The sequence below is a fragment of the Escherichia sp. E3659 genome (genome assembly GCF_005781135.1).
Lineage (GTDB): Bacteria > Pseudomonadota > Gammaproteobacteria > Enterobacterales > Enterobacteriaceae > Escherichia.
On sequence record NZ_VATQ01000006.1, the window covers coordinates 312,751 to 337,964 of the forward strand.

Sequence of the window (25,214 nt, forward strand, 5' to 3'; positions counted from 1 at the left end):
CCTGGAGTTAATGCGCTAAGCATAAGGGCGGATGATAGCACTCGTGATCCGGGTCATACATCTTTTTATAGTTAATGGCGCGGCGCATTACCCTCAGGCAGGATAATGCGCCACGCATCCTGGATATTACGTTTCGCTCACCGGCGTTCTGTCACCCTCATACAACGGCACTTTGCGATAGCGGCGGATCAAATACCACAAATATGCGCCGCCTAACGAAGCCCATACCAGACCCAGCGTCAGCGAGGTGGCTTCGAGGTTAATCCACAGCACGCCCACTGTCAGCGCGCCAACCAGCGGCATTAATAAATAGTGGAAGTGTTCCTTCCAGCTTTTATTCATTCCTTTGCGCCGCCAGAAGTGATTGAACACCGACAGGTTAACGAAGGTAAACGCTACCAACGCGCCGAAGTTAATTAACGCTGTGGCGGTAACTAAATCGAAGAACAGCGCCGACATCGCGACAATTCCGACCATAATGACGTTCAGTGCCGGAGTCCGCCATTTCGGATGCACATAGCCAAACACGCGCTCCGGAAACACATTGTCGCGCCCCATCACATACAGCAGACGTGACACGCTGGCATGTGAGGCCAGGCCAGACGCTAACGTGTTCACAAACGTGGTGCAAAGGAAAATCGACTGGAACAGCTTACCGCCGACGTAGAGTGCAATTTCCGGCAGCGCGGCATCCGGATCTTTAAAGCGGCTGATATCGGGGAAGAACAGCTGCATAAAGAACGACGCCGCGATAAAGATAACGCCACCGTATACCGCCGTCAGGAAGATGGCTTTCGGGATCACGCGTGCGGCGTCTGGCGTCTCTTCCGAAAGTGTGGTCACTGCATCGAAACCAAGGAAAGAGAAGCAAACGATCGTCGCCCCGGTAATAATCGGAATCAGATGCGCGTTCTCGCTGATAAAAGGCTGTAGCGACCAGACCGTGCCAACGCCTTCTCCTTTATGCAGCCCCTGAACCACCAGGAAGATAAACACCACCATGATTGAGATTTGCACCAGCACAAACAGGGTATTGAAGTTGGCGACCAGGTTGACGCTCTTCAGGTTCGCGGCAGTTAAGATGGCGACGAAGGTCACCACCCACACCCACGGTGGCACTTCCGGGAAGAGGGCGGAGAGATAGATCTTCGCCAACAAGACGTTGATCATCGGCAAAAAGAGGTAATCCAGCAGCGATGACCAGCCGACCATAAATCCGACGTGCGGGTTAATCGACTTTTGCGCGTAGGTATAGGCCGAACCTGCCTCCGGGAACTGGCGAACCAGTTTGCCGTAGCTGATAGCGGTAAACAGCACGCCCGCCAGCGCCAGCAAATACGATGCCGGAACGTGACCGTCGCTAATACCGGAAACGATGCCAAACGTATCGAACACGGTCATTGGCGTGAGATAGGCCAGACCCATCATCACCACCTGCCACAACTTCAGTGATTTTCGCAGACGGGTTTTGCCAGGTTGCGCAGCAATATTCAGTGGTGAATTAATAGCCATAATTGCTGCCTCCCCTGCGTAATAAGGTTTGCGGTCGTGTCGACCTGAAATCAAACCTGTTTAGCAAGGGAAGCAAAGGGGGCGGAGTCCAGTCAGTCGCAGAGAGGGCGCACACGCAGCCTCCCTCGCCATGCGGGGATTTAATCATCGGCATCATCTCATTTCCTCGTCACAGTCTTAATCGTTAACGGAAGCCCGTTGCCGCCTGCGCTCCATAACGCGACATCCGGGAAATGTCTGGATTACCAGCAAATGTCAGGCCTGGCTCCGCTCAGGCCGATGAAACAACCCCGCAAGGGGTACTATGCGTTTTTCAACATCCACTCAATTTCTGTTTCTGTGATGAGGCGCTCAAACTGCAACAACTCATCATTTTTACAGGCGTGATACACATGGCAAAAACGCTCGCCTAAATAGCGGCGCAAATGATCGTTCTCGATAAACTCCCACAGGGCATCGCTCTGGCGAATCGGGAAGGGTAAGCCTTCCTGCTCCAGCCCGTTGCCTTCGACTTCTTCCTGCAACGGCAGTTCGTTATCAAGGCCATGCAAAATACCGGCAAAAATCGCCGCCATCACCAGATATGGGTTGGCATCGGCACCCGCCACGCGGTATTCCACGCGGTGGTTATGACGATCGCCGCACGGAATACGCAGGGCGACGGTGCGGTTGTTATGGCCCCACGACGCCTGCGTTGGCACATACATGCCTGGCTGGAAGCGGCGATAGGAATTCACGTTCGGCGCCAGCAACGCCATTGATGACGGCATCAGGTCGATCATCCCGGCGAGCATCTTTTTCAGCAGAGGCGAATCTTCGCCTTCTGCGTCAGAAAGCACGTTCTCGCCACGATTATTTTGCATACTGATATGGATATGCATCCCGCTGCCCGCGTGCTCTTCATACGGCTTCGCCATAAAAGTGGCGTGCATCTTATGCTTTTCTGCCATCAGACGCACCAGGCGTTTTAGCGCCAGCGCATCATCGCAGGCTTCCAGCACGTTATCGGTATGGTAAAGGTTGATTTCAAACTGGCCCGGCGAGGCTTCGGCGACCGCACCGTCGGCGGGAATTAACTGTAACTGCGCCAGTTCATCAATATCATTGAGCACATCGGCGAAGTGGTTGAGGTTATCAACCGAGTAAACCTGGCTTTGTGTATTGCGGTCATCGGTGCCGGGCGCGCAGGGCGGTTGCAGATACCCTTCAGCGTCGCGCTGACGATCCAGTAAATAGAACTCCAGCTCTACCGCTACGACCGGGAACAATCCGCGCTGGCGCAGCTGCTGCCACAGGCGGTTAAGAACGTTCCGCGGCTCAACGTCAAAGGGAGCGCCATCTTCATCGACCATGGTCAGGAGTATCTGACCGATAAACTCTGGATCGGCGGCAGAAGGGGTTAAGGTACCGAGTATTGGCACACAAGTACGATCTGGTTCACCCATTTCCTGACCCAGGCCCGCTTCTTCTACTACATTGCCCAGAATATCCATTGCAAATACCGAGGCCGGGAAATAACACCCTTTCTCCAGCTTCTTCAGACTTGAAACAGGAATGCGTTTCCCACGGAAACAACCATTCAAATCGGTAAGTAAAACATCAACATATTGCGTATTCGGGTAGCGCTCCAGGTAGCGTTTCACTTCCTGCGTAAAGGCGCTACCCCGCCTCTCTTCTGACTGCTGAACAAAGTTCTCTACTTCAACGATATTGGTTTCCATGATTCTTCGCCTTTGGTTTGTTTTCCGCTCGTTAGCAAAGCGTAAAATATAATGACCACTATTCGAATCTGTATGCAAACTAAATGTTTGTCAAATGTTAAATTGAGTTTGCAAAAATGAAAACCCACTGCTAGATTGAAAAAATATTGAACATAAAGGTCATTTAAACCGCAGTAATGGCGATAATTTAGTCCACTTTGTGAGATTGAGCATGGAAAATATAATGAACAATCCGGTTATCGGTGTCGTAATGTGCAGGAACAGGTTTAAGGGTCATACGACCCAGACTCTGCAAGAAAAGTACCTGAATGCCATCATCCACGCGGGCGGTTTGCCGATTGCGCTGCCACATGCGCTGGCGGAACCGTCATTACTTGAAGAACTGCTGCCTAAACTCGATGGCATTTATCTTCCAGGTAGTCCCAGCAATGTGCAGCCGCACCTATATGGTGAAAACGGCGATGAGCCTGACGCCGATCCCGGGCGTGATCTTCTGAGCATGGCGTTAATTAATGCCGCACTCGAAAGGCGCATCCCCATTTTCGCCATCTGCCGGGGGTTACAGGAACTGGTGGTAGCAACCGGTGGTTCGTTGCATCGCAAACTGTGTGAACAGCCTGAATTGCTGGAACATCGTGAAGATCCCGAACTGCCGGTGGAGCAGCAATATGCGCCGTCGCACGAAGTTCAGGTTGAAGAGGGGGGATTACTGTCTGCATTGTTACCTGAATGTAGCAACTTTTGGGTAAACTCTCTGCATGGACAAGGGGCGAAGGTCGTTAGCCCGCAGTTGCGTGTTGAAGCTCGCTCGCCGGATGGTCTGGTTGAGGCGGTGAGCGTCATCAATCATCCTTTCGCGCTGGGCGTACAGTGGCACCCGGAATGGAACAGTAGCGAGTACGCGCTTTCGCGTATATTGTTCGAGGGCTTTATCACCGCTTGTCAGAACCATATCGCTGAAAAACAGCGACTCTGACCACTACAGTTAAGGAAATGCAAATATGAGTGATGAGGGACTGGCGCCAGGAAAACGCTTGTCAGAAATCCGCCAGCAGCAGGGGCTTTCACAACGTCGTGCCGCCGAACTCTCCGGGCTGACTCACAGTGCTATCAGTACGATAGAACAAGATAAAGTCAGTCCTGCCATCAGTACGCTGCAAAAGCTGCTGAAGGTGTATGGTCTGTCACTCTCGGAATTCTTTTCCGAGCCGGAAAAACCTGATGAGCCGCAGGTCGTCATTAATCAGGACGACTTAATTGAAATGGGCAGTCAGGGTGTGTCGATGAAGCTGGTACATAACGGTAACCCGAATCGCACGCTGGCGATGATCTTTGAAACGTACCAGCCGGGCACAACCACTGGGGAAAGAATCAAGCATCAGGGTGAGGAAATAGGCACTGTACTGGAAGGTGAAATTGTTCTGACCATTAATGGTCAGGATTACCACCTCGTCGCGGGGCAAAGTTATGCCATTAATACCGGCATCCCGCACAGTTTCAGTAATACGTCGGCAGGTATTTGCCGAATTATCAGCGCCCATACGCCCACCACGTTTTAATCTTTTTGTTCTGTAAGCCGGGTAAGCGCAATGCGCCCGGCAATCTATACACAAAATCATTCAAGTTGCATCAAGGCGGCAAGTGAGCGAATCCCGATAAGCTTACTCAGGTAAGTGATTCGGGGGAGCGAACGCAGCCAAGGCAGAGGCGGCTTGAAGGATGAAGTGTATATAAAGAATGTCGCCAGAAATAAACGGGCATGCAGCCCGGGGATCTCTGCGCCCTGACGTTCACAAACTGCATATATCTGATAGACGTGAAACAGGAGTCATAATGAATTTTCATCATCTGGCTTACTGGCAGGATAAAGCGTTAAGTCTCGCCATTGAAACCCGCTTATTTATTAACGGTGAATATACCGCTGCGGCGGAAAATGAAACCTTTGAAACCGTTGATCCGGTCACCCAGGCACCGCTGGCGAATATCGCGCGCGGCAAGAGCGTCGATATCGACCGTGCGGTGAGCGCAGCACGCGGCGTATTTGAACGCGGCGACTGGTCGCAGGCCGCCCCGGCAAAACGTAAAGCGGTGCTGAATAAACTCGCCGATTTAATGGAAGCCCACGCCGAAGAGCTGGCACTGCTGGAAACTCTCGACACCGGCAAACCGATTCGTCACAGCCTGCGTGATGATATACCCGGCGCGGCGCGCGCCATTCGCTGGTACGCCGAGGCAATCGACAAAGTGTATGGCGAAGTGGCGACCACCAGTAGCCATGAGCTGGCGATGATCGTGCGTGAACCGGTCGGCGTGATTGCCGCCATTGTACCGTGGAACTTCCCGCTGCTGCTGACTTGCTGGAAGCTTGGCCCGGCGCTGGCGGCAGGGAATAGCGTGATTCTAAAACCATCTGAAAAATCACCGCTCAGTGCGATTCGTCTCGCGGGGCTGGCGAAAGAAGCAGGTCTGCCGGATGGCGTGCTGAACGTAGTGACAGGTTTTGGTCATGAAGCGGGGCAGGCGCTGTCTCGTCATAACGATATCGACGCCATTGCCTTTACTGGTTCAACCCGCACCGGGAAACAGCTGCTGAAGGATGCTGGCGACAGCAACATGAAACGCGTCTGGCTGGAAGCGGGCGGCAAAAGCGCCAACATCGTTTTTGCCGACTGCCCGGATTTGCAAAAAGCGGCGAGCGCGACAGCCGCAGGTATCTTCTACAACCAGGGCCAGGTGTGCATCGCCGGAACGCGTTTGTTGCTGGAAGAGAGCATCGCCGATGAATTCTTAGCCCTGTTAAAACAGCAGGCGCAAAACTGGCAACCGGGCCATCCGCTTGATCCCGCGACCATCATGGGTACCTTAATCGACTGCGCTCACGCCGACTCGGTGCATAGCTTTATTCGTGAAGGCGAGGGTAAAGGGCAACTGCTGCTGGATGGTCGTAACGCCGAACTGGCTGCGGCCATCGGCCCGACCATCTTTGTGGATGTAGACCCGAATGCGTCCTTGAGCCGCGAAGAGATTTTCGGCCCAGTGCTGGTGGTCACGCGTTTCACATCAGAAGACCAGGCGCTACAGCTTGCCAACGACAGCCAGTACGGCCTGGGCGCAGCGGTATGGACGCGCGATCTCTCCCGCGCGCACCGCATGAGCCGTCGCCTGAAAGCCGGTTCCGTGTTCGTCAATAACTACAACGACGGCGATATGACCGTGCCGTTTGGCGGCTATAAGCAGAGCGGCAACGGTCGCGACAAATCCCTGCATGCCCTTGAAAAATTCACCGAACTGAAAACCATCTGGATAAGCCTGGAGGCCTGAAATGACCGAACATACCAGCAGTTACTACGCCGCCAGTGCGAATAAATACGCGCCATTCGACACACTGAATGAGTCAATCACCTGTGATGTTTGCGTGATTGGCGGCGGTTATACCGGGCTTTCCTCAGCGCTGCATCTGGCAGAAGCGGGCTTTGACGTGGTGGTTCTCGAAGCCTCACGCATCGGCTTCGGCGCCAGCGGGCGCAATGGCGGCCAACTTGTGAACTCCTACAGCCGCGACATCGACGTTATCGAAAAAAGCTACGGCATGGACACCGCTCGTATGCTCGGCAGCATGATGTTTGAGGGCGGAGAGATCATCCGCGAACGTATCAAACGTTATCAGATTGACTGCGACTACCGCCCCGGCGGTCTGTTTGTGGCGATGAATGATAAACAGCTCGCGACTCTGGAAGAGCAGAAAGAGAACTGGGAACGCTACGGCAATAAACAGCTGGAGATGCTGGACGCCAACGCCATTCGCCGCGAAGTCGCCAGCGATCGCTACACTGGTGCGCTGCTGGATCACAGCGGCGGGCATATTCACCCCCTGAACCTCGCCATTGGCGAAGCGGACGCCATTCGTCTCAACGGCGGGCGCGTGTATGAGCTTTCTGCGGTCACGCAGATCCAGCACACCACGCCCGCCGTGGTGCGTACTGCCAAAGGCCAGGTGACGGCGAAGTATGTGATTGTCGCCGGGAATGCGTACCTGGGCGATAAAGTGGAGCCGGAGCTGGCGAAACGCAGTATGCCGTGCGGCACGCAGGTGATCACCACCGAGCGGCTGTCGGAAGATTTAGCCCGTTCGCTGATCCCGAAAAACTACTGCGTGGAAGACTGTAATTATCTGCTTGATTACTACCGTCTTACCGCCGACAACCGCCTGCTGTACGGCGGCGGCGTGGTCTACGGCGCGCGCGACCCGGATGACGTTGAGCGTCTTGTGGTGCCGAAACTGCTGAAAACCTTCCCGCAGCTGAAGGGCGTCAAAATCGACTATCGCTGGACGGGCAACTTCCTGCTGACCCTGTCGCGCATGCCGCAGTTCGGTCGCCTCGATACCAACATCTATTACATGCAGGGCTACAGCGGCCACGGTGTGACCTGTACCCATCTCGCCGGGCGTCTGATTGCTGAACTGCTGCGCGGCGACGCCGAGCGTTTCGACGCCTTCGCCAATCTGCCGCATTATCCGTTCCCCGGCGGGCGCACGCTGCGCGTTCCGTTTACCGCGATGGGCGCGGCTTATTACAGCCTGCGCGATCGTCTGGGCGTTTAATTTCCGATTAACAGTGAAGAGTCAAAAGGTGTGAAACATGAGCAACAATGAATTCCATCAGCGTCGTCTCTCTGCCACCCCGCGCGGGGTTGGCGTGATGTGTAACTTCTTCGCCCAGTCGGCAGAAAACGCCACGCTTAAGGATGTTGAGGGCAACGAGTACATCGATTTCGCCGCAGGCATTGCGGTGCTGAATACCGGGCATCGCCACCCTGAACTGGTCGTGGCGGTGGAGCAGCAACTGCAACAGTTTACCCACACCGCGTACCAGATTGTGCCGTATGAAAGCTACGTCACCCTGGCGGAGAAAATCAACGCCCTTGCCCCGGTGAGCGGGCAGGCTAAAACCGCGTTCTTCACCACCGGCGCGGAAGCGGTGGAAAATGCGGTGAAAATCGCCCGCGCCCATACTGGACGCCCTGGCGTGATTGCGTTTAGCGGCGGCTTCCACGGTCGCACGTATATGACCATGGCGCTGACCGGAAAAGTCGCGCCTTACAAAATCGGCTTCGGCCCGTTCCCCGGTTCGGTGTATCACGTGCCTTATCCGTCAGATTTACATGGCGTTTCAACGCAGGACTCCCTCGACGCCATCGAACGCTTGTTTAAATCGGACATTGAAGCGAAGCAGGTGGCGGCGATTATTTTCGAACCGGTGCAGGGCGAGGGCGGTTTTAACGTGGCGCCAAAAGAGTTGGTTTCTACGATTCGCCGCCTGTGCGACGAGCATGGTATTGTGATGATTGCCGATGAAGTGCAAAGCGGTTTTGCGCGTACCGGTAAGCTGTTTGCGATGGATCATTACGCCGATAAGCCAGACTTAATGACGATGGCGAAAAGCCTCGCGGGTGGCATGCCGCTTTCGGGCGTGGTCGGTAACGCGAATATTATGGACGCGCCCGCGCCGGGCGGGCTTGGCGGCACCTACGCCGGGAACCCGCTGGCGGTGGCTGCCGCGCACGCGGTGCTCAACATTATCGACAAAGAATCACTTTGCGAACGCGCGAATCAACTGGGCCAGCGCCTGACAAACACGCTGATTGAGGCCAAAGAAAACGTTCCGGCGATCGCGGCAGTACGTGGTCTGGGGGCGATGATTGCAGCAGAGTTTAACGATCCGCAAACGGGCGAACCGTCAGCGGCGATTGCCCAGAAAATCCAGCAACGTGCGCTGGCACAGGGGCTGCTTCTGCTGACCTGTGGCGCATACGGCAACGTGATTCGTTTCCTGTATCCGCTGACCATCCCGGATGCGCAATTCGATGCGGCAATGAAAATTTTGCAGGATGCGCTGAGAGATTAATACGCAAAAGCAGGGTCAACGCAATAATGCCTGATGCGCTGCGCTTATCAGGCCTGCAAACGACGTATTGATTATGTATGCCGGATAAGGCGTTCACGCCGCATCCGGCGAATCGCATTGCCCAACTTCGCTAAATCTGGTGCTTTTTCAACAACGCGCGGAACTGATGATAGGTTAACCCCAGCAATTCAGCTGCGCGCTTCTGGTTATATTTCCCCTGTTGCAAACTGAGTTGCAGCAACTCTTTTTCCTGCTGCATCTGAAACTCGCGTAAATCCAGCGGCAGCGTCGGAAGCGAGGTGTTTTCTGAAACGGCGATGGCTTCTTCAGGTGGGCGCCGTTTAAAGGGATCAATAATGATGTCATCAAGCGGATAATCGCTGGTGCCGTGGCGATACACCGAACGTTCCACTACGTTTTTCAATTCACGAATATTTCCCGGCCAGCGATAATTCAGCAATGTTTCTCTGGCGTGCTCGGTAAAACCCGGGAACAGAGGCAGCTTGATTTCCCGACACATCTGGATGGCAAAGTGTTCTGCCATCAACATAATGTCGCTTTCGCGCTCGCGCAGTGGTGGCAGTTGCACTACATCGAAAGCCAGCCGGTCGAGCAGATCCGCGCGAAAAGTACCTTCATTGACCATCGCTGGAAGATCGGCATTCGTCGCGCATACCAACCGCACATTCACCTGTAATGGCTGGCTGCCGCCAACGCGCTCCAGTTCACCGTACTCAATCACGCGCAATAATTTTTCCTGCACCATCATCGGTGCTGTAGCGAGTTCATCAAGAAATAGCGTACCGCCGTCGGCACGTTCAAATCGTCCCGGATGTCGTTTTTGCGCGCCGGTAAATGCACCAGCTTCGTGGCCAAACAGTTCGGAATCCAGCAGATTTTCATTTAACGCCGCGCAGTTAAGGGAAATAAACGGCCCTTGCCAACGGGAGGAGAGATAATGCAGACGGCTGGCGATCAGCTCTTTACCGGTGCCGCGCTCGCCGATGATGAGCACCGGTTTGTCCAGCGGTGCGAGATGCGAAACCTGTTCCAGCACTTCGAGAAAGCTGTTCGCCTCACCGAGTAAATTATCTTTGTATTCTGCCATGATGAAATTCGCCACTTGTTAGTGTAATTCGCTAATTCATCCTGGCATGTTGCTGTTGAATCTTCAATCAGATCTTTATAAATCAAAAAGATAAAAAATTGGCACGCAAATTGTATTAACAGTTCAGCAGGACAATCCTGAACGAAGAAATCAAGAGGACAACATTATGGGTATTTTTTCTCGCTTTGCCGACATCGTGAATGCCAACATCAACGCTCTGTTAGAGAAAGCGGAAGATCCGCAGAAACTGGTGCGTCTGATGATCCAGGAAATGGAAGACACGCTGGTTGAAGTGCGTTCTACTTCGGCACGTGCGCTGGCGGAAAAGAAACAGCTGACTCGCCGTATTGAACAAGCGTCGGCGCGTGAAGTTGAGTGGCAGGAAAAAGCCGAACTGGCACTGCTGAAAGATAGAGAAGACCTGGCGCGTGCGGCGTTAATTGAAAAACAGAAACTGACCGATCTGATTAAGAGCCTGGAACATGAAGTGACGCTGGTGGACGATACGCTGGTGCGTATGAAGAAAGAGATTGGCGAGCTGGAAAACAAATTGAGCGAAACTCGTGCTCGCCAGCAGGCATTGATGTTGCGTCATCAGGCCGCAAACTCGTCACGCGATGTGCGTCGTCAGTTGGACAGTGGCAAACTGGATGAAGCGATGGCCCGTTTCGAATCTTTCGAGCGCCGTATCGACCAGATGGAAGCAGAAGCGGAAAGCCACAGTTTCGGCAAACAAAAATCGCTGGACGATCAGTTTGCCGAGCTGAAAGCTGATGATGCAATCAGCGAGCAACTGGCACAATTAAAAGCCAAAATGAAGCAAGACAATCAATAATAACATCCAGGCGGCGTCCAAACACGCCGCCGCTCATCCCTTAAGGAGTACTTATGAGCGCGCTATTTCTGGCTATTCCGTTAACCATCTTTGTGCTGTTTGTTTTACCGATTTGGTTATGGCTGCATTACAGCAACCGCTCCGGTCGTGGAGAGCTTTCGCAAAGCGAACAACAGCGATTAGCGCAACTGGCTGATGAAGCAAAACGGATGCGCGAGCGTATTCAGGCGCTGGAATCCATTCTTGATGCTGAACATCCGAACTGGAGGGATCGCTAATGGCGGGTATTAATCTCAATAAAAAATTATGGCGTATTCCACAACAGGGCATGGTACGCGGGGTCTGTGCCGGGATTGCTAACTATTTTGATGTACCGGTAAAACTGGTTCGTATTCTGGTGGTGCTGTCGATTTTCTTCGGCCTGGCGCTGTTTACCCTGGTTGCTTACATCATTTTGTCATTTGCGCTTGATCCAATGCCGGACAACATGGCCTTTGGTGAGCAGCTACCTTCCAGCAGCGAATTGCTGGATGAAGTCGACCGTGAACTGGCGGCCAGTGAAACGCGTTTACGCGAGATGGAACGTTATGTCACTTCCGACACCTTCACGCTACGTAGTCGTTTCCGTCAACTGTGAGGAAAGTTATGAATACTCGCTGGCAACAGGCCGGGCAAAAGATGAAGCCTGGTTTTAAATTAGCAGGCAAGCTGGTACTTCTTACCGCACTGCGCTATGGCCCGGCGGGTGTGGCTGGTTGGGCGATAAAATCAGTTGCTCGCCGACCGCTGAAAATGTTGCTGGCTGTGGCGCTGGAACCGCTGTTAAGTCGGGCTGCCAATAAACTGGCGCAGCGTTATAAAAGGTGAGGGGAGTTCCGCAAAAATTGTTAGATCTCAGGCGTATAATGGATGGCAATTTTCATCCATAGAAGGACACTTATATGTTTAAAAAAGGCTTACTTGCTCTGACTCTGGTGTTTTCACTGCCTGTTTTCGCCGCTGAACACTGGATAGATGTTCGTGTTCCAGAGCAGTATCAGCAAGAGCACGTTCAGGGGGCCATCAATATTCCCCTGAAGGAAGTGAAAGAGCGCATTGCCACCGCCGTTCCGGATAAAAACGACACCGTGAAAGTGTATTGCAACGCCGGACGCCAGTCCGGGCAGGCAAAAGAGATCCTCAACGAGATGGGATATACCCACGTTGAGAACGTCGGTGGCCTGAAAGACATCGAAATGCCGAAGGTCAAAGGTTAACAAATTATTGCTTGAGCGGTGTAAATAACGCCGCTTATTCATTTGATAAATCAAAATTAACCCACATTATTATCTCCAGTATCTAATCCTTTCTACGGCTTTCTGGCACAGGACAGCAATGAAGCGACTTAAAAATGAACTTAATGCGCTGGTGAATCGGGGTGTCGATAGGCACCTGCGCCTCGCTGTAACCGGACTTAGCCGCAGCGGCAAAACAGCGTTTATCACCGCGATGGTTAATCAGTTGCTCAATATTCATGCCGGAGCACGTTTGCCGCTATTAAGTGCGGTGCGTGAAGAGCGCCTGCTGGGCGTAAAACGCATTCCCCAGCGTGACTTTGGCATTCCGCGCTTCACCTATGATGAAGGGCTGGCGCAGTTATATGGCGATCCTCCCGCCTGGCCGACGCCAACGCGCGGCGTCAGTGAAATCCGCCTGGCACTACGTTTTAAATCGAATGATTCACTGCTGCGTCACTTCAAAGACACCTCCACGCTGTATCTGGAGATTGTGGATTATCCCGGCGAATGGCTGCTCGACCTGCCGATGCTGGCGCAGGATTACTTAAGTTGGTCGCGCCAGATGACGGGCTTACTCAATGGTCAGCGCGGCGAATGGTCGGCGAAATGGCGAATGATGTGCGAAGGGCTGGACCCGCTAGCGCCCGCCGACGAAAACCGACTGGCAGACATTGCCGCCGCGTGGACCGATTATCTCCACCACTGTAAACAGCAGGGGCTGCACTTTATTCAGCCAGGGCGCTTTGTTTTGCCGGGAGATATGGCAGGAGCGCCCGCGCTGCAATTCTTCCCGTGGCCGGATGTCGATGCCTGGGGCGAGTCCAAACTGGCGCAGGCCGATAAACACACCAACGCCGGAATGCTGCGCGAGCGGTTTAATTATTACTGCGAGAAAGTGGTGAAGGGGTTCTATAAGAATCATTTTCTGCGCTTTGACCGCCAGATTGTGCTGGTGGATTGCCTGCAACCTCTCAACAGTGGGCCACAGGCATTTAATGATATGCGTCTGGCGCTGACGCAGCTGATGCAAAGTTTCCACTACGGACAGCGTACCCTGTTCCGGCGTTTGTTTTCGCCGGTTATCGATAAGCTATTGTTTGCTGCCACTAAAGCGGACCATGTGACTATCGATCAGCACGCCAATATGGTTTCATTACTGCAACAACTGATTCAGGATGCCTGGCAAAATGCGGCGTTCGAAGGGATCAGCATGGATTGTCTGGGGCTGGCGTCAGTTCAGGCGACCACCAGCGGCATTATTGATGTTAACGGTGAGAAAATCCCGGCGCTGCGCGGTAATCGACTCAGCGATGGTGCACCGCTCACTGTTTATCCTGGCGAAGTTCCCGCACGTTTGCCCGGTCAGGCGTTCTGGGATAAGCAAGGCTTCCAGTTTGAAGCGTTTCGTCCGCAGGTAATGGATGTCGACAAACCGCTACCGCATATTCGTCTTGATGCTGCGCTGGAATTTTTAATAGGAGATAAATTGCGATGACCGAACCGTTAAAACCACGTATTGATTTCGACGGTCCGCTGGAGGTCGATCAGAATCCAAAATTCAGGGCACAGCAGACCTTTGACGAAAGTCAGGCGCAAAATTTTGCCCCGGCCACGCTCGACGAAGCGCAGGAAGAAGAGGGGCAAGTCGAAGCGGTAATGGATGCCGCGTTACGTCCGAAACGCAGTCTGTGGCGCAAAATGGTGATGGGCGGGCTGGCTCTGTTTGGCGCAAGCGTTGTCGGTCAGGGCGTGCAGTGGACAATGAACGCCTGGCAAACTCAGGACTGGGTGGCGCTGGGCGGTTGTGCCGCTGGGGCATTGATTATCGGCGCTGGCGTGGGTTCTGTGGTAACAGAATGGCGGCGCTTATGGCGCTTGCGCCAGCGTGCGCACGAACGCGACGAAGCACGCGATTTGTTGCACAGCCACGGCACGGGTAAAGGCCGCGCATTTTGCGAAAAACTGGCGCAGCAGGCGGGAATCGATCAGTCACATCCGGCGCTGCAACGCTGGTATGCCTCAATCCATGAAACGCAGAACGATCGTGAAGTGGTTAGTTTGTATGCTCACCTGGTCCAGCCGGTTTTAGATGCCCAGGCGCGGCGCGAAATCAGCCGCTCAGCGGCGGAATCGACGTTGATGATTGCGGTCAGCCCGCTGGCGCTGGTGGACATGGCGTTTATCGCCTGGCGCAATCTGCGTTTGATTAATCGCATCGCCACGCTGTATGGCATTGAACTGGGATATTACAGCCGTCTGCGTCTGTTTAAACTGGTCTTGCTGAATATCGCTTTCGCGGGTGCCAGCGAACTGGTGCGTGAAGTCGGGATGGACTGGATGTCGCAGGATCTCGCCGCGCGCTTGTCTACTCGCGCCGCTCAGGGAATAGGTGCCGGGTTACTGACCGCACGACTGGGGATCAAAGCTATGGAACTTTGCCGCCCGCTGCCGTGGATTGACAATGACAAACCACGTTTGGGTGATTTCCGTCGCCAGCTCATCGGTCAGGTAAAAGAGACGTTACAAAAGAGCAAAACGTCCGGCGAAAAATAGTGCACATTCGGGCGCTGATCGGATAGCTTTACGCCGAAGTGCCCGTTTATCCATCGTTGTGTCAATGTTTGTTGACAGAAACCTTCCTGCTACTCGAATAGTGTCATATCATCATATTTATTGTTCTTTTTCATGTGAAGGTTCCCATGCGTCTGGAAGTCTTTTGTGAAGACCGACTCGGTCTGACCCGCGAATTGCTCGACCTACTGGTGCTAAGAGGCATCGATTTACGCGGTATTGAGATTGACCCAATCGGGCGGATTTACCTGAATTTTTCCGAACTGGATTTTGACAGTTTCAGCAGTTTGATGGCGGAAATACGCCGTATTGCGGGCGTTACCGATGTGCGCACTGTGCCGTGGATGCCTTCCGAGCGAGAACATCAGGCGTTGAGCGCATTGCTTGAAGCCTTGCCTGAACCTGTGCTTTCTGTCGATATGAAAAGCAAGGTGGACATGGCAAATCCGGCGAGCTGTCAGCTATTCGGGCAAAAACTGGAGCGCTTACGCAATCATACCGCTGCGCAATTGATTAACGGATTTAATTTTTTACGTTGGCTTGAGAGCGACCCGCAGGATTCACATAACGAACATGTAGTGATTAATGGACAAAATTTTCTGATGGAGATAACGCCTGTCTATCTTCAGGATGAAAACGACCAGCATGTCCTGACCGGTGCGGTAGTTATGCTGCGCTCAACAATCCGTATGGGCCGTCAGTTGCAAAATGTGGCTGCCCAGGATGTCAGCGCCTTCAGTCAGATTGTCGCCATCAGTCCTAAAATGAAGCATGCGGTAGAGCAGGCGCAAAAGTTAGCAATGTTAAGCGCACCGCTGCTGATCACGGGTGATACCGGCACAGGTAAAGATCTCTTTGCTTACGCTTGTCATCAGGCAAGCCCGCGTGCGAGTAAACCTTATCTGGCGCTGAACTGTGCTTCTATTCCAGAAGATGCTGTTGAGAGCGAACTCTTCGGGCATGCGCCGGAGGGGAAAAAAGGATTCTTTGAACAAGCGAACGGCGGTTCGGTTTTGCTGGATGAGATTGGCGAGATGTCGCCACGAATGCAGGCAAAATTATTGCGTTTTCTCAACGATGGCACTTTCCGTCGAGTAGGGGAAGACCACGAAGTGCATGTGGATGTGCGGGTAATTTGCGCGACGCAGAAGAATCTGGTCGAGCTGGTGCAAAAAGGCGTGTTCCGCGAAGATCTCTATTATCGTCTGAACGTGTTGACGCTCAATTTGCCGCCGCTGCGGGACTGTCCGCAGGACATCATGCCGTTAACCGAGCTATTTGTTGCCCGATTTGCTGACGAGCAGGGCGTGCCGCGTCCGAAATTAGCTGCGGATCTAAATACTGTACTTACGCGTTATGCATGGCCGGGTAATGTGCGGCAGTTGAAAAACGCCATTTACCGCGCACTGACGCAACTGGAAGGTTATGAACTGCGTCCGCAGGATATTTTGCTGCCGGATTATGACGCTGCAACTGTGGCCGTTGGTGAAGATGCAATGGAAGGTTCGCTGGACGAAATCACCAGCCGTTTTGAACGTTCGGTATTAACCCAGCTTTATCGCAATTACCCCAGTACGCGCAAACTGGCAAAACGTTTGGGCGTTTCACACACCGCGATTGCCAATAAATTGCGGGAATATGGATTGAGCCAGAAGAAGAACGAAGAATAAGTGGGATAAATGCCTGATGGCGCAATACCATCAGGCATAATAATTTACGCTTTCAGTACCGAGAGAGCTGCTTCGTAATCCGGCTCGGTGGTGATTTCATTTACCAGCTGGCTGAAAATCACATTATCATTTTCATCAATTACGACAACCGCACGTGCCGCCAGACCTTTCAGTGGACCTTCAGCGATCTCAACGCCGTAAACTTGCAGGAATTCAGCGTTACGGAAAGTGGAGAGAGTGATAACGTTGTTCAGACCTTCCGCGCCGCAGAAACGAGACTGGGCAAACGGCAGATCGGCGGAGATGCACAGCACAACCGTGTTGTCGATTTCGGTTGCCAGTTGGTTAAACTTACGTACTGATGCGGCGCAAACACCGGTATCAATGCTCGGGAAAATGTTCAGCACTTTGCGTTTACCTGCAAACTGACCGAGGGTGACGTCAGACAGATCTTTTGCCACGAGAGTAAAAGTCTGCGCTTTGCTACCCGCTTGCGGGATGGAATTGGCGACTGTAACCGGGTTGCCCTGGAAATGAACGATTTGTGACATGATTATCTTTCCTGTTTACATATAGTTAACGTCACGCCTAGTTTATGCTAACTGTCAATAACACAGCAATCGCTATTTGCGCTTAATCCGCAGACCACCGCGGCAACAAGGAGTAAAGATGAGAACCGTTAAGGTATTTGAGGAAGCCTGGCCGTTACATACCCCGTTTGTTATTGCGCGGGGAAGCCGCAGTGAAGCGCGCGTGGTGGTGGTTGAACTGGAAGAAGATGGCGTCAAAGGTACGGGCGAATGTACGCCTTATCCGCGCTATGGCGAAAGTGATGCCTCAGTTATGGCGCAAATAATGAGCGTGGTCCCACAACTGGAAAAAGGGCTGACGCGCGCAGAGTTGCAAAAAGTTCTGCCTGCCGGTGCGGCGCGTAATGCGCTGGATTGTGCGCTGTGGGATCTGGCCGCAAGACAACAGCAGCAGACGCTGGCTGTATTTACCGGTATCTCTCTTCCTGAAACGATCACCACTGCGCAGACCGTAGTGATCGGTACGCCGGATCAGATGGCAGGCAGTGCCGCAGCATTATGGCAGGCTGGGGCTAAGCTGCTAAAAGTGAAGTTGGATAATCATCTTATCAGCGAGCGGATGGTGGCGATTCGCGCGGCAGTGCCGGATGCGACGTTAATTGTTGATGCTAATGAATCCTGGCGCGCGGAAGGACTGGCGGCGCGATGCCAGTTGCTCGCCGATTTAGGCGTCGCAATGCTGGAGCAACCGCTGCCGGCTCAGGACGATGCGGCGCTGGAGAATTTTATTCATCCATTGCCCATTTGCGCAGATGAAAGTTGTCATACCCGTAGCAACCTGAAGGCGCTGAAAGGGCGCTATGAGATGGTTAATATCAAGCTTGATAAAACCGGCGGCCTGACGGAAGCGTTGGCGCTGGCAACAGAAGCGCGTGCACAAGGTTTCAGCCTGATGTTGGGCTGCATGTTATGCACCTCACGCGCCATTAGCGCGGCATTACCGCTGGCGCCGCAGGTCAGCTTCGCCGATCTCGACGGGCCGACCTGGCTGGCGGTGGATGTGGAACCAGCTCTCCAGTTTACGACCGGCGAATTGCATCTTTAGGATGCCAGCGCAGTAAATTCGCCATCGCAAAAAGATATTTTTCGCTGGCCTCATCGGCGGAGATGGGGGGAAACTCAGCAGTGATACAGTGTAAGTTCAGGTCTGCACACCAACTGCCAAAGGAACCGGGGGTGTCGTAGCCGACGCTGGTTACTAGCGGCAATTCAAACGCCTGGGCCAGCCATTCACCTAATTCACTGTGTCTGGGATCTTCAATACAGGCCAGAGGATCGTGGAACGAGACGACCCAGGCGGGTTGAATGCGATGAATGAGCTGGCATAACGCCTGGGTTTCAGGTTCAGAGCCTGGTTTATCTCCGGTCAGCAAAACAACGTCGCGCTCTTCGGCGGCGCTGTTCCAGCGATAAACCGTTTCTCCTTCCTTCCAGTTCGCCGCGGGAAAGTTTCGGTTTAAATCCACACCATTAGCATTGGCCCGTAACCCTAACTGGCAGCCGTCAGGATTCACACAGAGCACAACATGATGGCGGCGCAGAGACGGTGTTAATGTGCGTAATGCGCAGGAGAGGGCGACGACGGAAGAATTCTCATCGCCGTGGGTACCAGCAAGAATCAAACCACTTTCGCTACTGGCGGCATGGGCGGGAAACCAGAGCAGCGGCGCACCCAATAATGAACGTCCGTAATGTTCAGTTCCGGGCGGAAATGCGCCCCGTTCGGCGCGTGGGCGAGTCACGGTCATAATCGTCTCTGACAATAGAAGTATTACAGGCAGTGTTGTGCAAATTTTGTGGATTATCAAATCCTTTTCGACAACGATATGTTATCGATCTTTTATCACTTTTTTGCCGGAAGTTATTTGCATTTCTTCAAGGAGAAACAAATAATTACGCATCAATATTAACGTCGGTTTGAGGGTAACTTATGAAGCACTCTGTTTCAGTAACTTGTTGTGCGCTGTTAGTCAGCAGCATTTCTCTTTCGTATGCTGCTGATGTTCCGAGCGGCACAGTACTGGCAGACAAGCAGGAGCTGGTGCGTCATATTAAGGATGAGCCTGCATCATTGGATCCCGCGAAAGCGGTTGGTTTGCCGGAGATTCAGGTGATTCGCGATTTGTTTGAAGGACTCGTGAATCAGAATGAAAAAGGGGAGATTGTCCCCGGCGTCGCCACCCGGTGGAAAAGTAATGACAACCGTATCTGGACCTTTACCCTGCGCGATGATGCTAAATGGGCAGATGGCACACCGGTTACAGCGCAGGATTTTGTCTATAGCTGGCAACGTCTGGTAGACCCGAAAACGTTGTCCCCATTTGCCTGGTTTGCCGCGCTGGCGGGGGTAAACAATGCTCAGGCGATTATTGATGGTAAAGCCACGCCTGACCAACTTGGCGTCACTGCCGTTGATGCCCATACCCTGAAAATCCAGCTTGATAAGCCATTGCCGTGGTTTGTTAATTTGACGGCCAACTTTGCCTTCTTCCCGGTGCAAAAAGCCAACGTTGAAAGCGGTAAAGATTGGACAAAACCAGGGAAACTTATCGGCAACGGCGCATATGTGCTTAAAGAACGCGTGGTGAATGAAAAGCTGGTGGTTGTACCGAATACCCATTATTGGGATAACGCAAAAACGGTACTGCAAAAAGTGACTTTCCTGCCGATTAACCAGGAGTCCGCTGCCACGAAACGTTATCTTGCAGGTGATATTGATATCACTGAATCCTTCCCGAAAAATATGTACCAAAAGCTGTTGAAGGATATTCCTGGGCAGGTTTATACACCGCCGCAGTTGGGGACTTATTATTATGCCTTCAATACGCAAAAAGGGCCGACAGCAGATCAACGCGTTCGTTTGGCATTAAGTATGACGATTGACCGCCGCCTGATGACGGAAAAAGTATTAGGCACCGGTGAAAAACCAGCATGGCATTTTACGCCTGATGTTACTGCCGGATTTACGCCGGAGCCTTCGCCGTTTGAACAAATGAGTCAGGAAGAACTGAATGCGCAGGCAAAAACTTTGTTGAGCGCAGCCGGTTATGGTCCGCAAAAACCGCTGAAGCTGACGCTTTTGTATAACACTTCAGAAAACCATCAGAAAATTGCGATTGCCGTAGCATCGATGTGGAAAAAGAATCTTGGTGTGGACGTCAAATTGCAAAATCAGGAATGGAAAACCTATATCGATAGCCGTAACACCGGTAATTTTGACGTTATCCGCGCATCATGGGTTGGGGACTATAATGAACCGTCTACCTTCCTGACGCTGTTAACGTCAACGCACTCTGGAAATATTTCACGTTTTAATAATCCGGCATACGATAAAGTGCTGGCCCAGGCATCGACTGAAAATACCGTTAAAGCGCGCAATGCTGATTACAACGCGGCAGAGAAAATTCTCATAGAACAAGCGCCTATTGCACCGATTTACCAGTATACCAATGGGCGATTAATCAAACCGTGGTTGAAAGGTTATCCAATTAATAACCCGGAAGATGTGGCCTATAGCCGCACAATGTATATTGTGAAGCATTAATATGATGTCATCTGGCGCGTTTATGCGCGCCAGATTTAACAACCCCGATAAAATACCTTCTTTTTTTAAAATCCCCCTATAAAAATCACACCCAAGACAATTATTTGAATTTTTCTGCCAATGTCCAGCATAAATAATAATCAAATATTTTATTTAAAAGGTGTATTACATACTCCCAATATATGCTGTGCTTTACTTTTCTTTACAACGCAAGACGTATTGCGTTCCTTGTGAAAATTTTCATTCGCAAACAGACACACAGCTAAAATGGGGTGGTAAAATGAAAAAATCCTTAGCTATTCCTTTAGTTATCTCGTTATTACTCCTTCATTATCCTTCTTTAAGTCTGGCCGCAGAATCACTGCCCGATGCCACGTCGTTGGGGCTGGAAAACTTAACGAATGATCTCTCACGACAAGAATTGTTTGTAAAAATACTGGAATCGGATCCTTCTCGTGATAAAGAGTTTGATTCCTTTGCGGTAAAAAAATATTTTAAATTTCCGGCTGATGTTGCTTACGATTCGGTATTGAATCAACCACGACCCAGTTCTTTATTTGGTGTGGATATCAGTCATCATAACGGTAAAAACTTCCCGATCGAACTGTTGGCAAAAAATAAGTCTGTGTTCTTGTATATGAAGTCCAGTCAAGGAACGCGTTATGTTGATCCTGAATTCGCCGGTTTTTGGCAGCGGGCTGGGGATACTGAGCGAGGGGTAAAACTTCACCGTGGGGCCTACCACTTTCTTTCCAGTGGCACACCGGCAGACGACGCGGAATTGTGGGGACGCAAGCAGGCAATGACGTTTGTTAAAGTTATTAAAGCCAATGGCGGGTTAAGGGCGACAGATATGCCACCGGCGGTGGATGTTGAGTGGGATGTAGATTCATCAACAGGTAAGGACCGCTGGCAGAAGCGTAAACCCACTGAAATAATCACGATGATCAAGGCATTCACCGCGCAGGTAGAAGCCGATTTAGGGCGTAAACCGGTTATCTACACTGCGCGGGCGTGGTGGAAAGATGCCGTCGGCGGAGAAAAAAGTTTTGCCCAGGTTGCAGAACATAATCTGTGGCTGGCTGATTATTCTAATCAGGCACAGGCCAGCGAAACGCCGCGTTCAATTAACCAGACAAAATGGGCAATCTGGCAGTTTACCGATGCTGCGCAGCTTAATTTGGGATCAAGTCAGAAATTCGATGCCAGTATATACAAGGGCCCAACCGCTGAGTTTTATTCCACTCTGGGTGTGCAGGAGTTTTAAATCATGAACAGGCGATGGCCAAATTTATGTAAAACGGTCCTGGGGCCGTTAATTGCAGGAATATCACTGGGAATGACTGATGTCCGCGCAGATGACATTTGCAAAAATGGCGCAATGGTCCCTGATGAATATTGTCATTTTTTTGTCCACTATGGGCCAGAGAACCCAGGGAAACTGGATATCCGGATCAGTGATGCGTTAAAAATACCCGATCAGGATGCAGCGAAAACGCGCTCCATCGGGTTGATTATTGCAATTTCAAAATATCCACTATTACACGCAGATATTCCGGCAGCCGCGGTGGATGGCCAAAGAATGGCTGATTTTCTGATCAACGGACAGAAGTTTGATGAGGTTATTTTACTGAGAGATCAGGAAGCTTCATTAGATAATATTAATTATTTTTTAAAGGAATATTTACCTGCCAGAGGGACGATGTTTGATAAGAAAGCTCGCTTGTTAATTGCTTATTCAGGCCATGGTCGTTTTGGCACTCAAAATGGTAATTCTGATAAAGCACCTGCATTTGTATTGAGCAACGCTACGGATATTGATGGTTCAAAAGGCATGTATGAAATGCCAGCTCTGAACACACAACTTAATATTCTGGCAAAGCGTTATTTCCATGTTCTGACCTTAGTCAATGCTTGCTTTGGTTCTGGCTTGTATGGCATGACTATCGGCGCGGGTAATTCTAACTCGTACAGTAATCCTGGTGCCTATGCAATAGCTGCCGGTGATGATAAAACAGAGGTTTACTCACTGGAGGCAAAGCGCGGTAGTGTCTTTTTCGATACAATTATCAAAGGAGTAACGAATGGCGTTGCCGATGAACGTTTTGGTAAGTCGTATATGGTAAAGGTAGATGGAAAAAAGGAATACTACGCAGGAATAACCAGAACGTTAAGTTTATTTATCTATGTTAACGATCAATATTCAGATATTAATGAAAAACTGGATGAACAAGGTAAGGGATTACATTTAAGCGATGCCTGGATAGGTGCAACAGAAATGCCAGCGGGTCCAGGGGGATTCTTCTTCATCAATGAACCTGCGGCAAGCCGTCTGGATAATAAGACTCAGCTGGCTGCGGGTAAAGCAGGGGAGTTTACGAATATTGATGTGGCCTCATTTTCGATTGATAAGTCAGCCCCTGTCCCCGCAGATAATCAGGAAAAAGATAATAAATCGATTGAGATTCCTTATGGCCCCGTAAGTGCAATTCCCAACCGTCCTGACATTCGTATTTTTAAAACGCCGGAAATTTACCCGATTCACGGGCATGATATTTCTTCTAACGATGGTGAAATAGACTGGAGATTATTCCAGGAAAAATCGTCTGCGCGTTTTGTGTATGCGAGAGTGGTTGGCTGGAGAGGTCCAGATTCATCATTTAAGTCTCACTGGAAACAATTAGCTGATTCCAAATTTGACCGTGGAGGTTATTTCAAATTTGATTTTTGTCGCACACCTGAGGCGCAATTGGAAACAGCAAAAAGTCTCCTGCCCGCAGAGCCGAAAATGTTACCGCCCGGCATTTTATTGGTAAATCCTGAAGGTGAAGATACAATTCAACTAAACTGCTTTAAAAAATCGGGAATGGCTAATGCACGTAATGATATTTTGCGTTTTGCCGATTTAATCTACCAAAATTATCATAAAACGCCCATATTTTATGGAAATCATAATAATCTGTCACATTTTATGGATAGCCGATTCGAGCAGTATATGGTGTGGATGGGGTATTGGGGACAAGCTGGTGTGAAGCTTGAAGGACGCAATCCCTGGACGCTTTGGCAATATTCAGGGAATGAAACGGTGCCGGGGATCGGTCACAGCACGGAGTCTGAAGTTTTCTTTGGTACTGAGGAACAATATGTTCAGTTTAAAGCTGGCGAGAATAATGTCGCGCTGGCTGCTGTTAATTGAATAATAAATAAGACTGGATGGCGAATAAGCATATCGCCATCCAGTTTCTGCAGGTTATTACTTCACCTGTTCTGGTAGTGTGTTATTCTCCATATACAACGTCTGGCTGGGGAAAGCAAAATCCGCGCCATGTGACTGTACAATATCGATAATTTTCAAATATACGTCCTGCTGGGCGGCAAGCCATTCGGCCCAAACCGTGGTTTTGGTAAAACAATAAACCATAATATTTAGCGACGAATCGGCAAACTGGTTGAAATAAACCAATAGGGTTTGCTGCTGGTCGATGGCGGGATGATTTTTAAGCATTTCGCGTACCGCTTCGACAATAGCGCCCACTTTAGCCGCATCTTCATAACGTAAACCAATGGTCGTAGTAATACGACGGTTGGTCATTCGACCGGGATTTTCAACGCTGATAGACGAAAACAGTGAGTTCGGCACGTACAGCGGACGATTATCAAATGTGGTGATTTTAGTCATTCGCCAGCCAATTTCTGCCACCGTTCCTTCGATATTTCTGTCAGGAGAACGGATCCAGTCGCCAATACTAAAGGGGCGATCAAAATAGAGCATAATGCCGGAAAAGAAGTTGCTCAGAATATCCTTACCGGCCATACCCACTGCAAGACCACCAATTCCACCAAAAGTCAGCAAGCCAGAAAGGCTCATGCCGAAATGTTCGCCATAGAGCAGAACAATGACGACGATGATGCTGATTTTGATGATCCGCGACATAATCCGTGCACTGGTAATATCGCGGCCTTTTTTAATCTGCTGTTTTTCAAACTGATTGATTAGAAGGAATAACTTAACCGTCAGGATAAGCGCTATCAGGGACGTACAGATAAAATCAACGGCGTCCGGTGTGATAAATTTGAGTTTGTAGTTTTCGATGACATAATTAATGATGCTACCAACAGCACTGATAATTATGGTGTAGATTAAAAATTGCACTGCGTGGAATAAGAATCCTTTTCTTTTATGATTTCCACGGCGAAACCAAAAGCTCATAAGAATCAATGCTGCGCAGCTACCGAAAATAATGACCAGATTAAGCGCATTATTTGTAAACAGTTCAGCGATCATTGTTTTATCAGGCTCCTCCAGATTGTTGACGTCATGCCGGAAACCCCTGGCGGGGTTATTTTATCGCGATAATTCATGCATATCATCAATAGACAGGGAAGGAAGTAGCAACATTAGCTAATTTATCAACGAGTTGATGATATGTTACGCGACAATCTATTGCTTTCAGAGCAGACAACACCAAAATGTTATGGT

24 protein-coding genes are annotated in these 25,214 nt (G+C 51.0%); 17 read left to right on the forward strand and 7 right to left on the reverse strand.

Translation table 11 applies throughout. The features are described 5' to 3' along the window. Positions 1-126 precede the first annotated feature (126 nt). The 3 genes from puuP to puuA all read right to left on the reverse strand — a co-directional run bounded on the left by puuP (position 127) and on the right by puuA (position 3,233). A complete protein-coding gene (puuP, locus tag FEK47_RS06880; RefSeq protein ID WP_000996861.1) occupies positions 127-1,512 on the reverse strand; it encodes a putrescine/proton symporter PuuP in 1,386 nt (461 codons plus the stop codon). Beyond that, positions 1,502-1,666, reverse strand: coding sequence for a hypothetical protein (locus FEK47_RS06885; protein ID WP_135486338.1), 165 nt, complete (start codon positions 1,664-1,666; stop codon positions 1,502-1,504). Before FEK47_RS06885 ends, puuP begins: the two co-directional genes overlap by 11 nt. A gap of 148 nt (positions 1,667-1,814) precedes the next feature. Then, positions 1,815-3,233, reverse strand: coding sequence for a glutamate-putrescine ligase (gene puuA / locus FEK47_RS06890; RefSeq protein ID WP_130216076.1), 1,419 nt, complete (start codon positions 3,231-3,233; stop codon positions 1,815-1,817). A 211-nt stretch (positions 3,234-3,444) separates the two neighbouring features. On the opposite strand from puuA, the gene puuD reads away from it, so the two are divergent. The 5 genes from puuD (at position 3,445) to puuE (ending at position 9,139) form a co-directional block, all read left to right on the forward strand. Next, positions 3,445-4,209, forward strand: a complete 765-nt coding sequence (puuD, locus tag FEK47_RS06895; protein WP_135486183.1) for a gamma-glutamyl-gamma-aminobutyrate hydrolase — start codon at positions 3,445-3,447, stop codon at positions 4,207-4,209. A gap of 25 nt (positions 4,210-4,234) precedes the next feature. Beyond that, positions 4,235-4,792, forward strand: coding sequence for an HTH-type transcriptional regulator PuuR (gene puuR, locus FEK47_RS06900; protein WP_001278727.1), 558 nt, complete (start codon positions 4,235-4,237; stop codon positions 4,790-4,792). Between the two features lie 274 nt (positions 4,793-5,066). Continuing rightward, complete coding sequence (gene puuC / locus FEK47_RS06905; RefSeq protein ID WP_138183147.1) at positions 5,067-6,554, forward strand: aldehyde dehydrogenase PuuC; 1,488 nt, start codon at positions 5,067-5,069, stop codon at positions 6,552-6,554. A gap of 1 nt (position 6,555) precedes the next feature. After that, entirely contained in the window at positions 6,556-7,836 is a 1,281-nt protein-coding gene (puuB, locus tag FEK47_RS06910) for a gamma-glutamylputrescine oxidase (RefSeq protein ID WP_135486182.1), read from the forward strand. Positions 7,837-7,873: 37 nt separating this feature from the next. Beyond that, the gene (gene puuE, locus FEK47_RS06915) at positions 7,874-9,139 is read left to right on the forward strand and encodes a 4-aminobutyrate transaminase (RefSeq protein ID WP_135486181.1); all 1,266 of its coding nucleotides are present in this window, start codon (positions 7,874-7,876) and stop codon (positions 9,137-9,139) included. Positions 9,140-9,269: 130 nt separating this feature from the next. On the opposite strand, the gene pspF is transcribed toward puuE, so the two are convergent. Then, the gene (pspF, locus tag FEK47_RS06920) at positions 9,270-10,247 is read right to left on the reverse strand and encodes a phage shock protein operon transcriptional activator (protein WP_001324045.1); all 978 of its coding nucleotides are present in this window, start codon (positions 10,245-10,247) and stop codon (positions 9,270-9,272) included. Between the two features lie 166 nt (positions 10,248-10,413). On the opposite strand from pspF, the gene pspA reads away from it, so the two are divergent. From pspA to tyrR, 8 genes are all read left to right on the forward strand, one after another. Then, the gene (gene pspA / locus FEK47_RS06925) at positions 10,414-11,082 is read left to right on the forward strand and encodes a phage shock protein PspA (RefSeq protein WP_000511019.1); all 669 of its coding nucleotides are present in this window, start codon (positions 10,414-10,416) and stop codon (positions 11,080-11,082) included. A 53-nt stretch (positions 11,083-11,135) separates the two neighbouring features. Continuing rightward, entirely contained in the window at positions 11,136-11,360 is a 225-nt protein-coding gene (pspB, locus tag FEK47_RS06930) for an envelope stress response membrane protein PspB (RefSeq protein ID WP_001274958.1), read from the forward strand. Further along, a complete protein-coding gene (pspC, locus tag FEK47_RS06935) occupies positions 11,360-11,719 on the forward strand; it encodes an envelope stress response membrane protein PspC (protein WP_000907387.1) in 360 nt (119 codons plus the stop codon). The genes pspB and pspC overlap by 1 nt, the downstream gene beginning before the upstream one ends. Before the next feature lie 8 nt (positions 11,720-11,727). Next, a complete protein-coding gene (pspD, locus tag FEK47_RS06940) occupies positions 11,728-11,949 on the forward strand; it encodes a phage shock protein PspD (RefSeq protein ID WP_096839698.1) in 222 nt (73 codons plus the stop codon). A gap of 74 nt (positions 11,950-12,023) precedes the next feature. Next, a complete protein-coding gene (pspE, locus tag FEK47_RS06945; RefSeq protein WP_064527288.1) occupies positions 12,024-12,338 on the forward strand; it encodes a thiosulfate sulfurtransferase PspE in 315 nt (104 codons plus the stop codon). Positions 12,339-12,456: 118 nt separating this feature from the next. Beyond that, positions 12,457-13,854: a YcjX family protein gene (locus tag FEK47_RS06950; protein WP_000825763.1), complete on the forward strand. Its 1,398-nt coding sequence runs from the start codon at positions 12,457-12,459 to the stop codon at positions 13,852-13,854. After that, on the forward strand, positions 13,851-14,912 hold the full coding sequence (locus FEK47_RS06955) for a YcjF family protein (protein WP_135486179.1): 1,062 nt from the start codon (positions 13,851-13,853) through the stop codon (positions 14,910-14,912). Before FEK47_RS06950 ends, FEK47_RS06955 begins: the two co-directional genes overlap by 4 nt. A gap of 146 nt (positions 14,913-15,058) precedes the next feature. Then, positions 15,059-16,600, forward strand: coding sequence for a transcriptional regulator TyrR (gene tyrR / locus FEK47_RS06960; protein ID WP_135486178.1), 1,542 nt, complete (start codon positions 15,059-15,061; stop codon positions 16,598-16,600). 44 nt (positions 16,601-16,644) lie between these two features. Here the strand turns inward: tyrR and tpx are convergent, their stop codons facing one another. After that, on the reverse strand, positions 16,645-17,151 hold the full coding sequence (gene tpx / locus FEK47_RS06965) for a thiol peroxidase (protein ID WP_135486177.1): 507 nt from the start codon (positions 17,149-17,151) through the stop codon (positions 16,645-16,647). 118 nt (positions 17,152-17,269) lie between these two features. Between tpx and ycjG the strand changes: the two genes are divergently transcribed. Continuing rightward, complete coding sequence (gene ycjG, locus FEK47_RS06970) at positions 17,270-18,235, forward strand: L-Ala-D/L-Glu epimerase (protein WP_130216096.1); 966 nt, start codon at positions 17,270-17,272, stop codon at positions 18,233-18,235. On the opposite strand, the gene mpaA is transcribed toward ycjG, so the two are convergent. Then, positions 18,210-18,938, reverse strand: a complete 729-nt coding sequence (gene mpaA / locus FEK47_RS06975) for a murein tripeptide amidase MpaA (RefSeq protein WP_064527321.1) — start codon at positions 18,936-18,938, stop codon at positions 18,210-18,212. The genes ycjG and mpaA overlap by 26 nt on opposite strands. A gap of 182 nt (positions 18,939-19,120) precedes the next feature. Between mpaA and mppA the strand changes: the two genes are divergently transcribed. The 3 genes from mppA (at position 19,121) to FEK47_RS06990 (ending at position 23,930) form a co-directional block, all read left to right on the forward strand. Beyond that, entirely contained in the window at positions 19,121-20,734 is a 1,614-nt protein-coding gene (mppA, locus tag FEK47_RS06980) for a murein tripeptide ABC transporter substrate-binding protein MppA (RefSeq protein WP_130222734.1), read from the forward strand. Between the two features lie 280 nt (positions 20,735-21,014). After that, positions 21,015-22,001, forward strand: coding sequence for a GH25 family lysozyme (locus FEK47_RS06985; RefSeq protein WP_135486176.1), 987 nt, complete (start codon positions 21,015-21,017; stop codon positions 21,999-22,001). A gap of 3 nt (positions 22,002-22,004) precedes the next feature. Beyond that, on the forward strand, positions 22,005-23,930 hold the full coding sequence (locus FEK47_RS06990; RefSeq protein ID WP_135486175.1) for a GH25 family lysozyme: 1,926 nt from the start codon (positions 22,005-22,007) through the stop codon (positions 23,928-23,930). 57 nt (positions 23,931-23,987) lie between these two features. Here the strand turns inward: FEK47_RS06990 and ynaI are convergent, their stop codons facing one another. After that, positions 23,988-25,019: a low conductance mechanosensitive channel YnaI gene (ynaI, locus tag FEK47_RS06995; RefSeq protein WP_135486174.1), complete on the reverse strand. Its 1,032-nt coding sequence runs from the start codon at positions 25,017-25,019 to the stop codon at positions 23,988-23,990. Between the last annotated feature and the right edge of the window lie 195 nt (positions 25,020-25,214).

Bases quoted from the DNA above. Each gene is read 5' to 3' on its own strand.
- puuP (WP_000996861.1), bottom strand. From the start codon at position 1,512: ATGGCTATTAATTCACCACTGAATATTGCTGCGCAACCTGGCAAAACC.
- FEK47_RS06885 (WP_135486338.1), bottom strand. From the start codon at position 1,666: ATGCCGATGATTAAATCCCCGCATGGCGAGGGAGGCTGCGTGTGCGCC.
- puuA (WP_130216076.1), bottom strand. From the start codon at position 3,233: ATGGAAACCAATATCGTTGAAGTAGAGAACTTTGTTCAGCAGTCAGAA.
- puuD (WP_135486183.1), top strand. From the start codon at position 3,445: ATGGAAAATATAATGAACAATCCGGTTATCGGTGTCGTAATGTGCAGG.
- puuR (WP_001278727.1), top strand. From the start codon at position 4,235: ATGAGTGATGAGGGACTGGCGCCAGGAAAACGCTTGTCAGAAATCCGC.
- puuC (WP_138183147.1), top strand. From the start codon at position 5,067: ATGAATTTTCATCATCTGGCTTACTGGCAGGATAAAGCGTTAAGTCTC.
- puuB (WP_135486182.1), top strand. From the start codon at position 6,556: ATGACCGAACATACCAGCAGTTACTACGCCGCCAGTGCGAATAAATAC.
- puuE (WP_135486181.1), top strand. From the start codon at position 7,874: ATGAGCAACAATGAATTCCATCAGCGTCGTCTCTCTGCCACCCCGCGC.
- pspF (WP_001324045.1), bottom strand. From the start codon at position 10,247: ATGGCAGAATACAAAGATAATTTACTCGGTGAGGCGAACAGCTTTCTC.
- pspA (WP_000511019.1), top strand. From the start codon at position 10,414: ATGGGTATTTTTTCTCGCTTTGCCGACATCGTGAATGCCAACATCAAC.
- pspB (WP_001274958.1), top strand. From the start codon at position 11,136: ATGAGCGCGCTATTTCTGGCTATTCCGTTAACCATCTTTGTGCTGTTT.
- pspC (WP_000907387.1), top strand. From the start codon at position 11,360: ATGGCGGGTATTAATCTCAATAAAAAATTATGGCGTATTCCACAACAG.
- pspD (WP_096839698.1), top strand. From the start codon at position 11,728: ATGAATACTCGCTGGCAACAGGCCGGGCAAAAGATGAAGCCTGGTTTT.
- pspE (WP_064527288.1), top strand. From the start codon at position 12,024: ATGTTTAAAAAAGGCTTACTTGCTCTGACTCTGGTGTTTTCACTGCCT.
- FEK47_RS06950 (WP_000825763.1), top strand. From the start codon at position 12,457: ATGAAGCGACTTAAAAATGAACTTAATGCGCTGGTGAATCGGGGTGTC.
- FEK47_RS06955 (WP_135486179.1), top strand. From the start codon at position 13,851: ATGACCGAACCGTTAAAACCACGTATTGATTTCGACGGTCCGCTGGAG.
- tyrR (WP_135486178.1), top strand. From the start codon at position 15,059: ATGCGTCTGGAAGTCTTTTGTGAAGACCGACTCGGTCTGACCCGCGAA.
- tpx (WP_135486177.1), bottom strand. From the start codon at position 17,151: ATGTCACAAATCGTTCATTTCCAGGGCAACCCGGTTACAGTCGCCAAT.
- ycjG (WP_130216096.1), top strand. From the start codon at position 17,270: ATGAGAACCGTTAAGGTATTTGAGGAAGCCTGGCCGTTACATACCCCG.
- mpaA (WP_064527321.1), bottom strand. From the start codon at position 18,938: ATGACCGTGACTCGCCCACGCGCCGAACGGGGCGCATTTCCGCCCGGA.
- mppA (WP_130222734.1), top strand. From the start codon at position 19,121: ATGAAGCACTCTGTTTCAGTAACTTGTTGTGCGCTGTTAGTCAGCAGC.
- FEK47_RS06985 (WP_135486176.1), top strand. From the start codon at position 21,015: ATGAAAAAATCCTTAGCTATTCCTTTAGTTATCTCGTTATTACTCCTT.
- FEK47_RS06990 (WP_135486175.1), top strand. From the start codon at position 22,005: ATGAACAGGCGATGGCCAAATTTATGTAAAACGGTCCTGGGGCCGTTA.
- ynaI (WP_135486174.1), bottom strand. From the start codon at position 25,019: ATGATCGCTGAACTGTTTACAAATAATGCGCTTAATCTGGTCATTATT.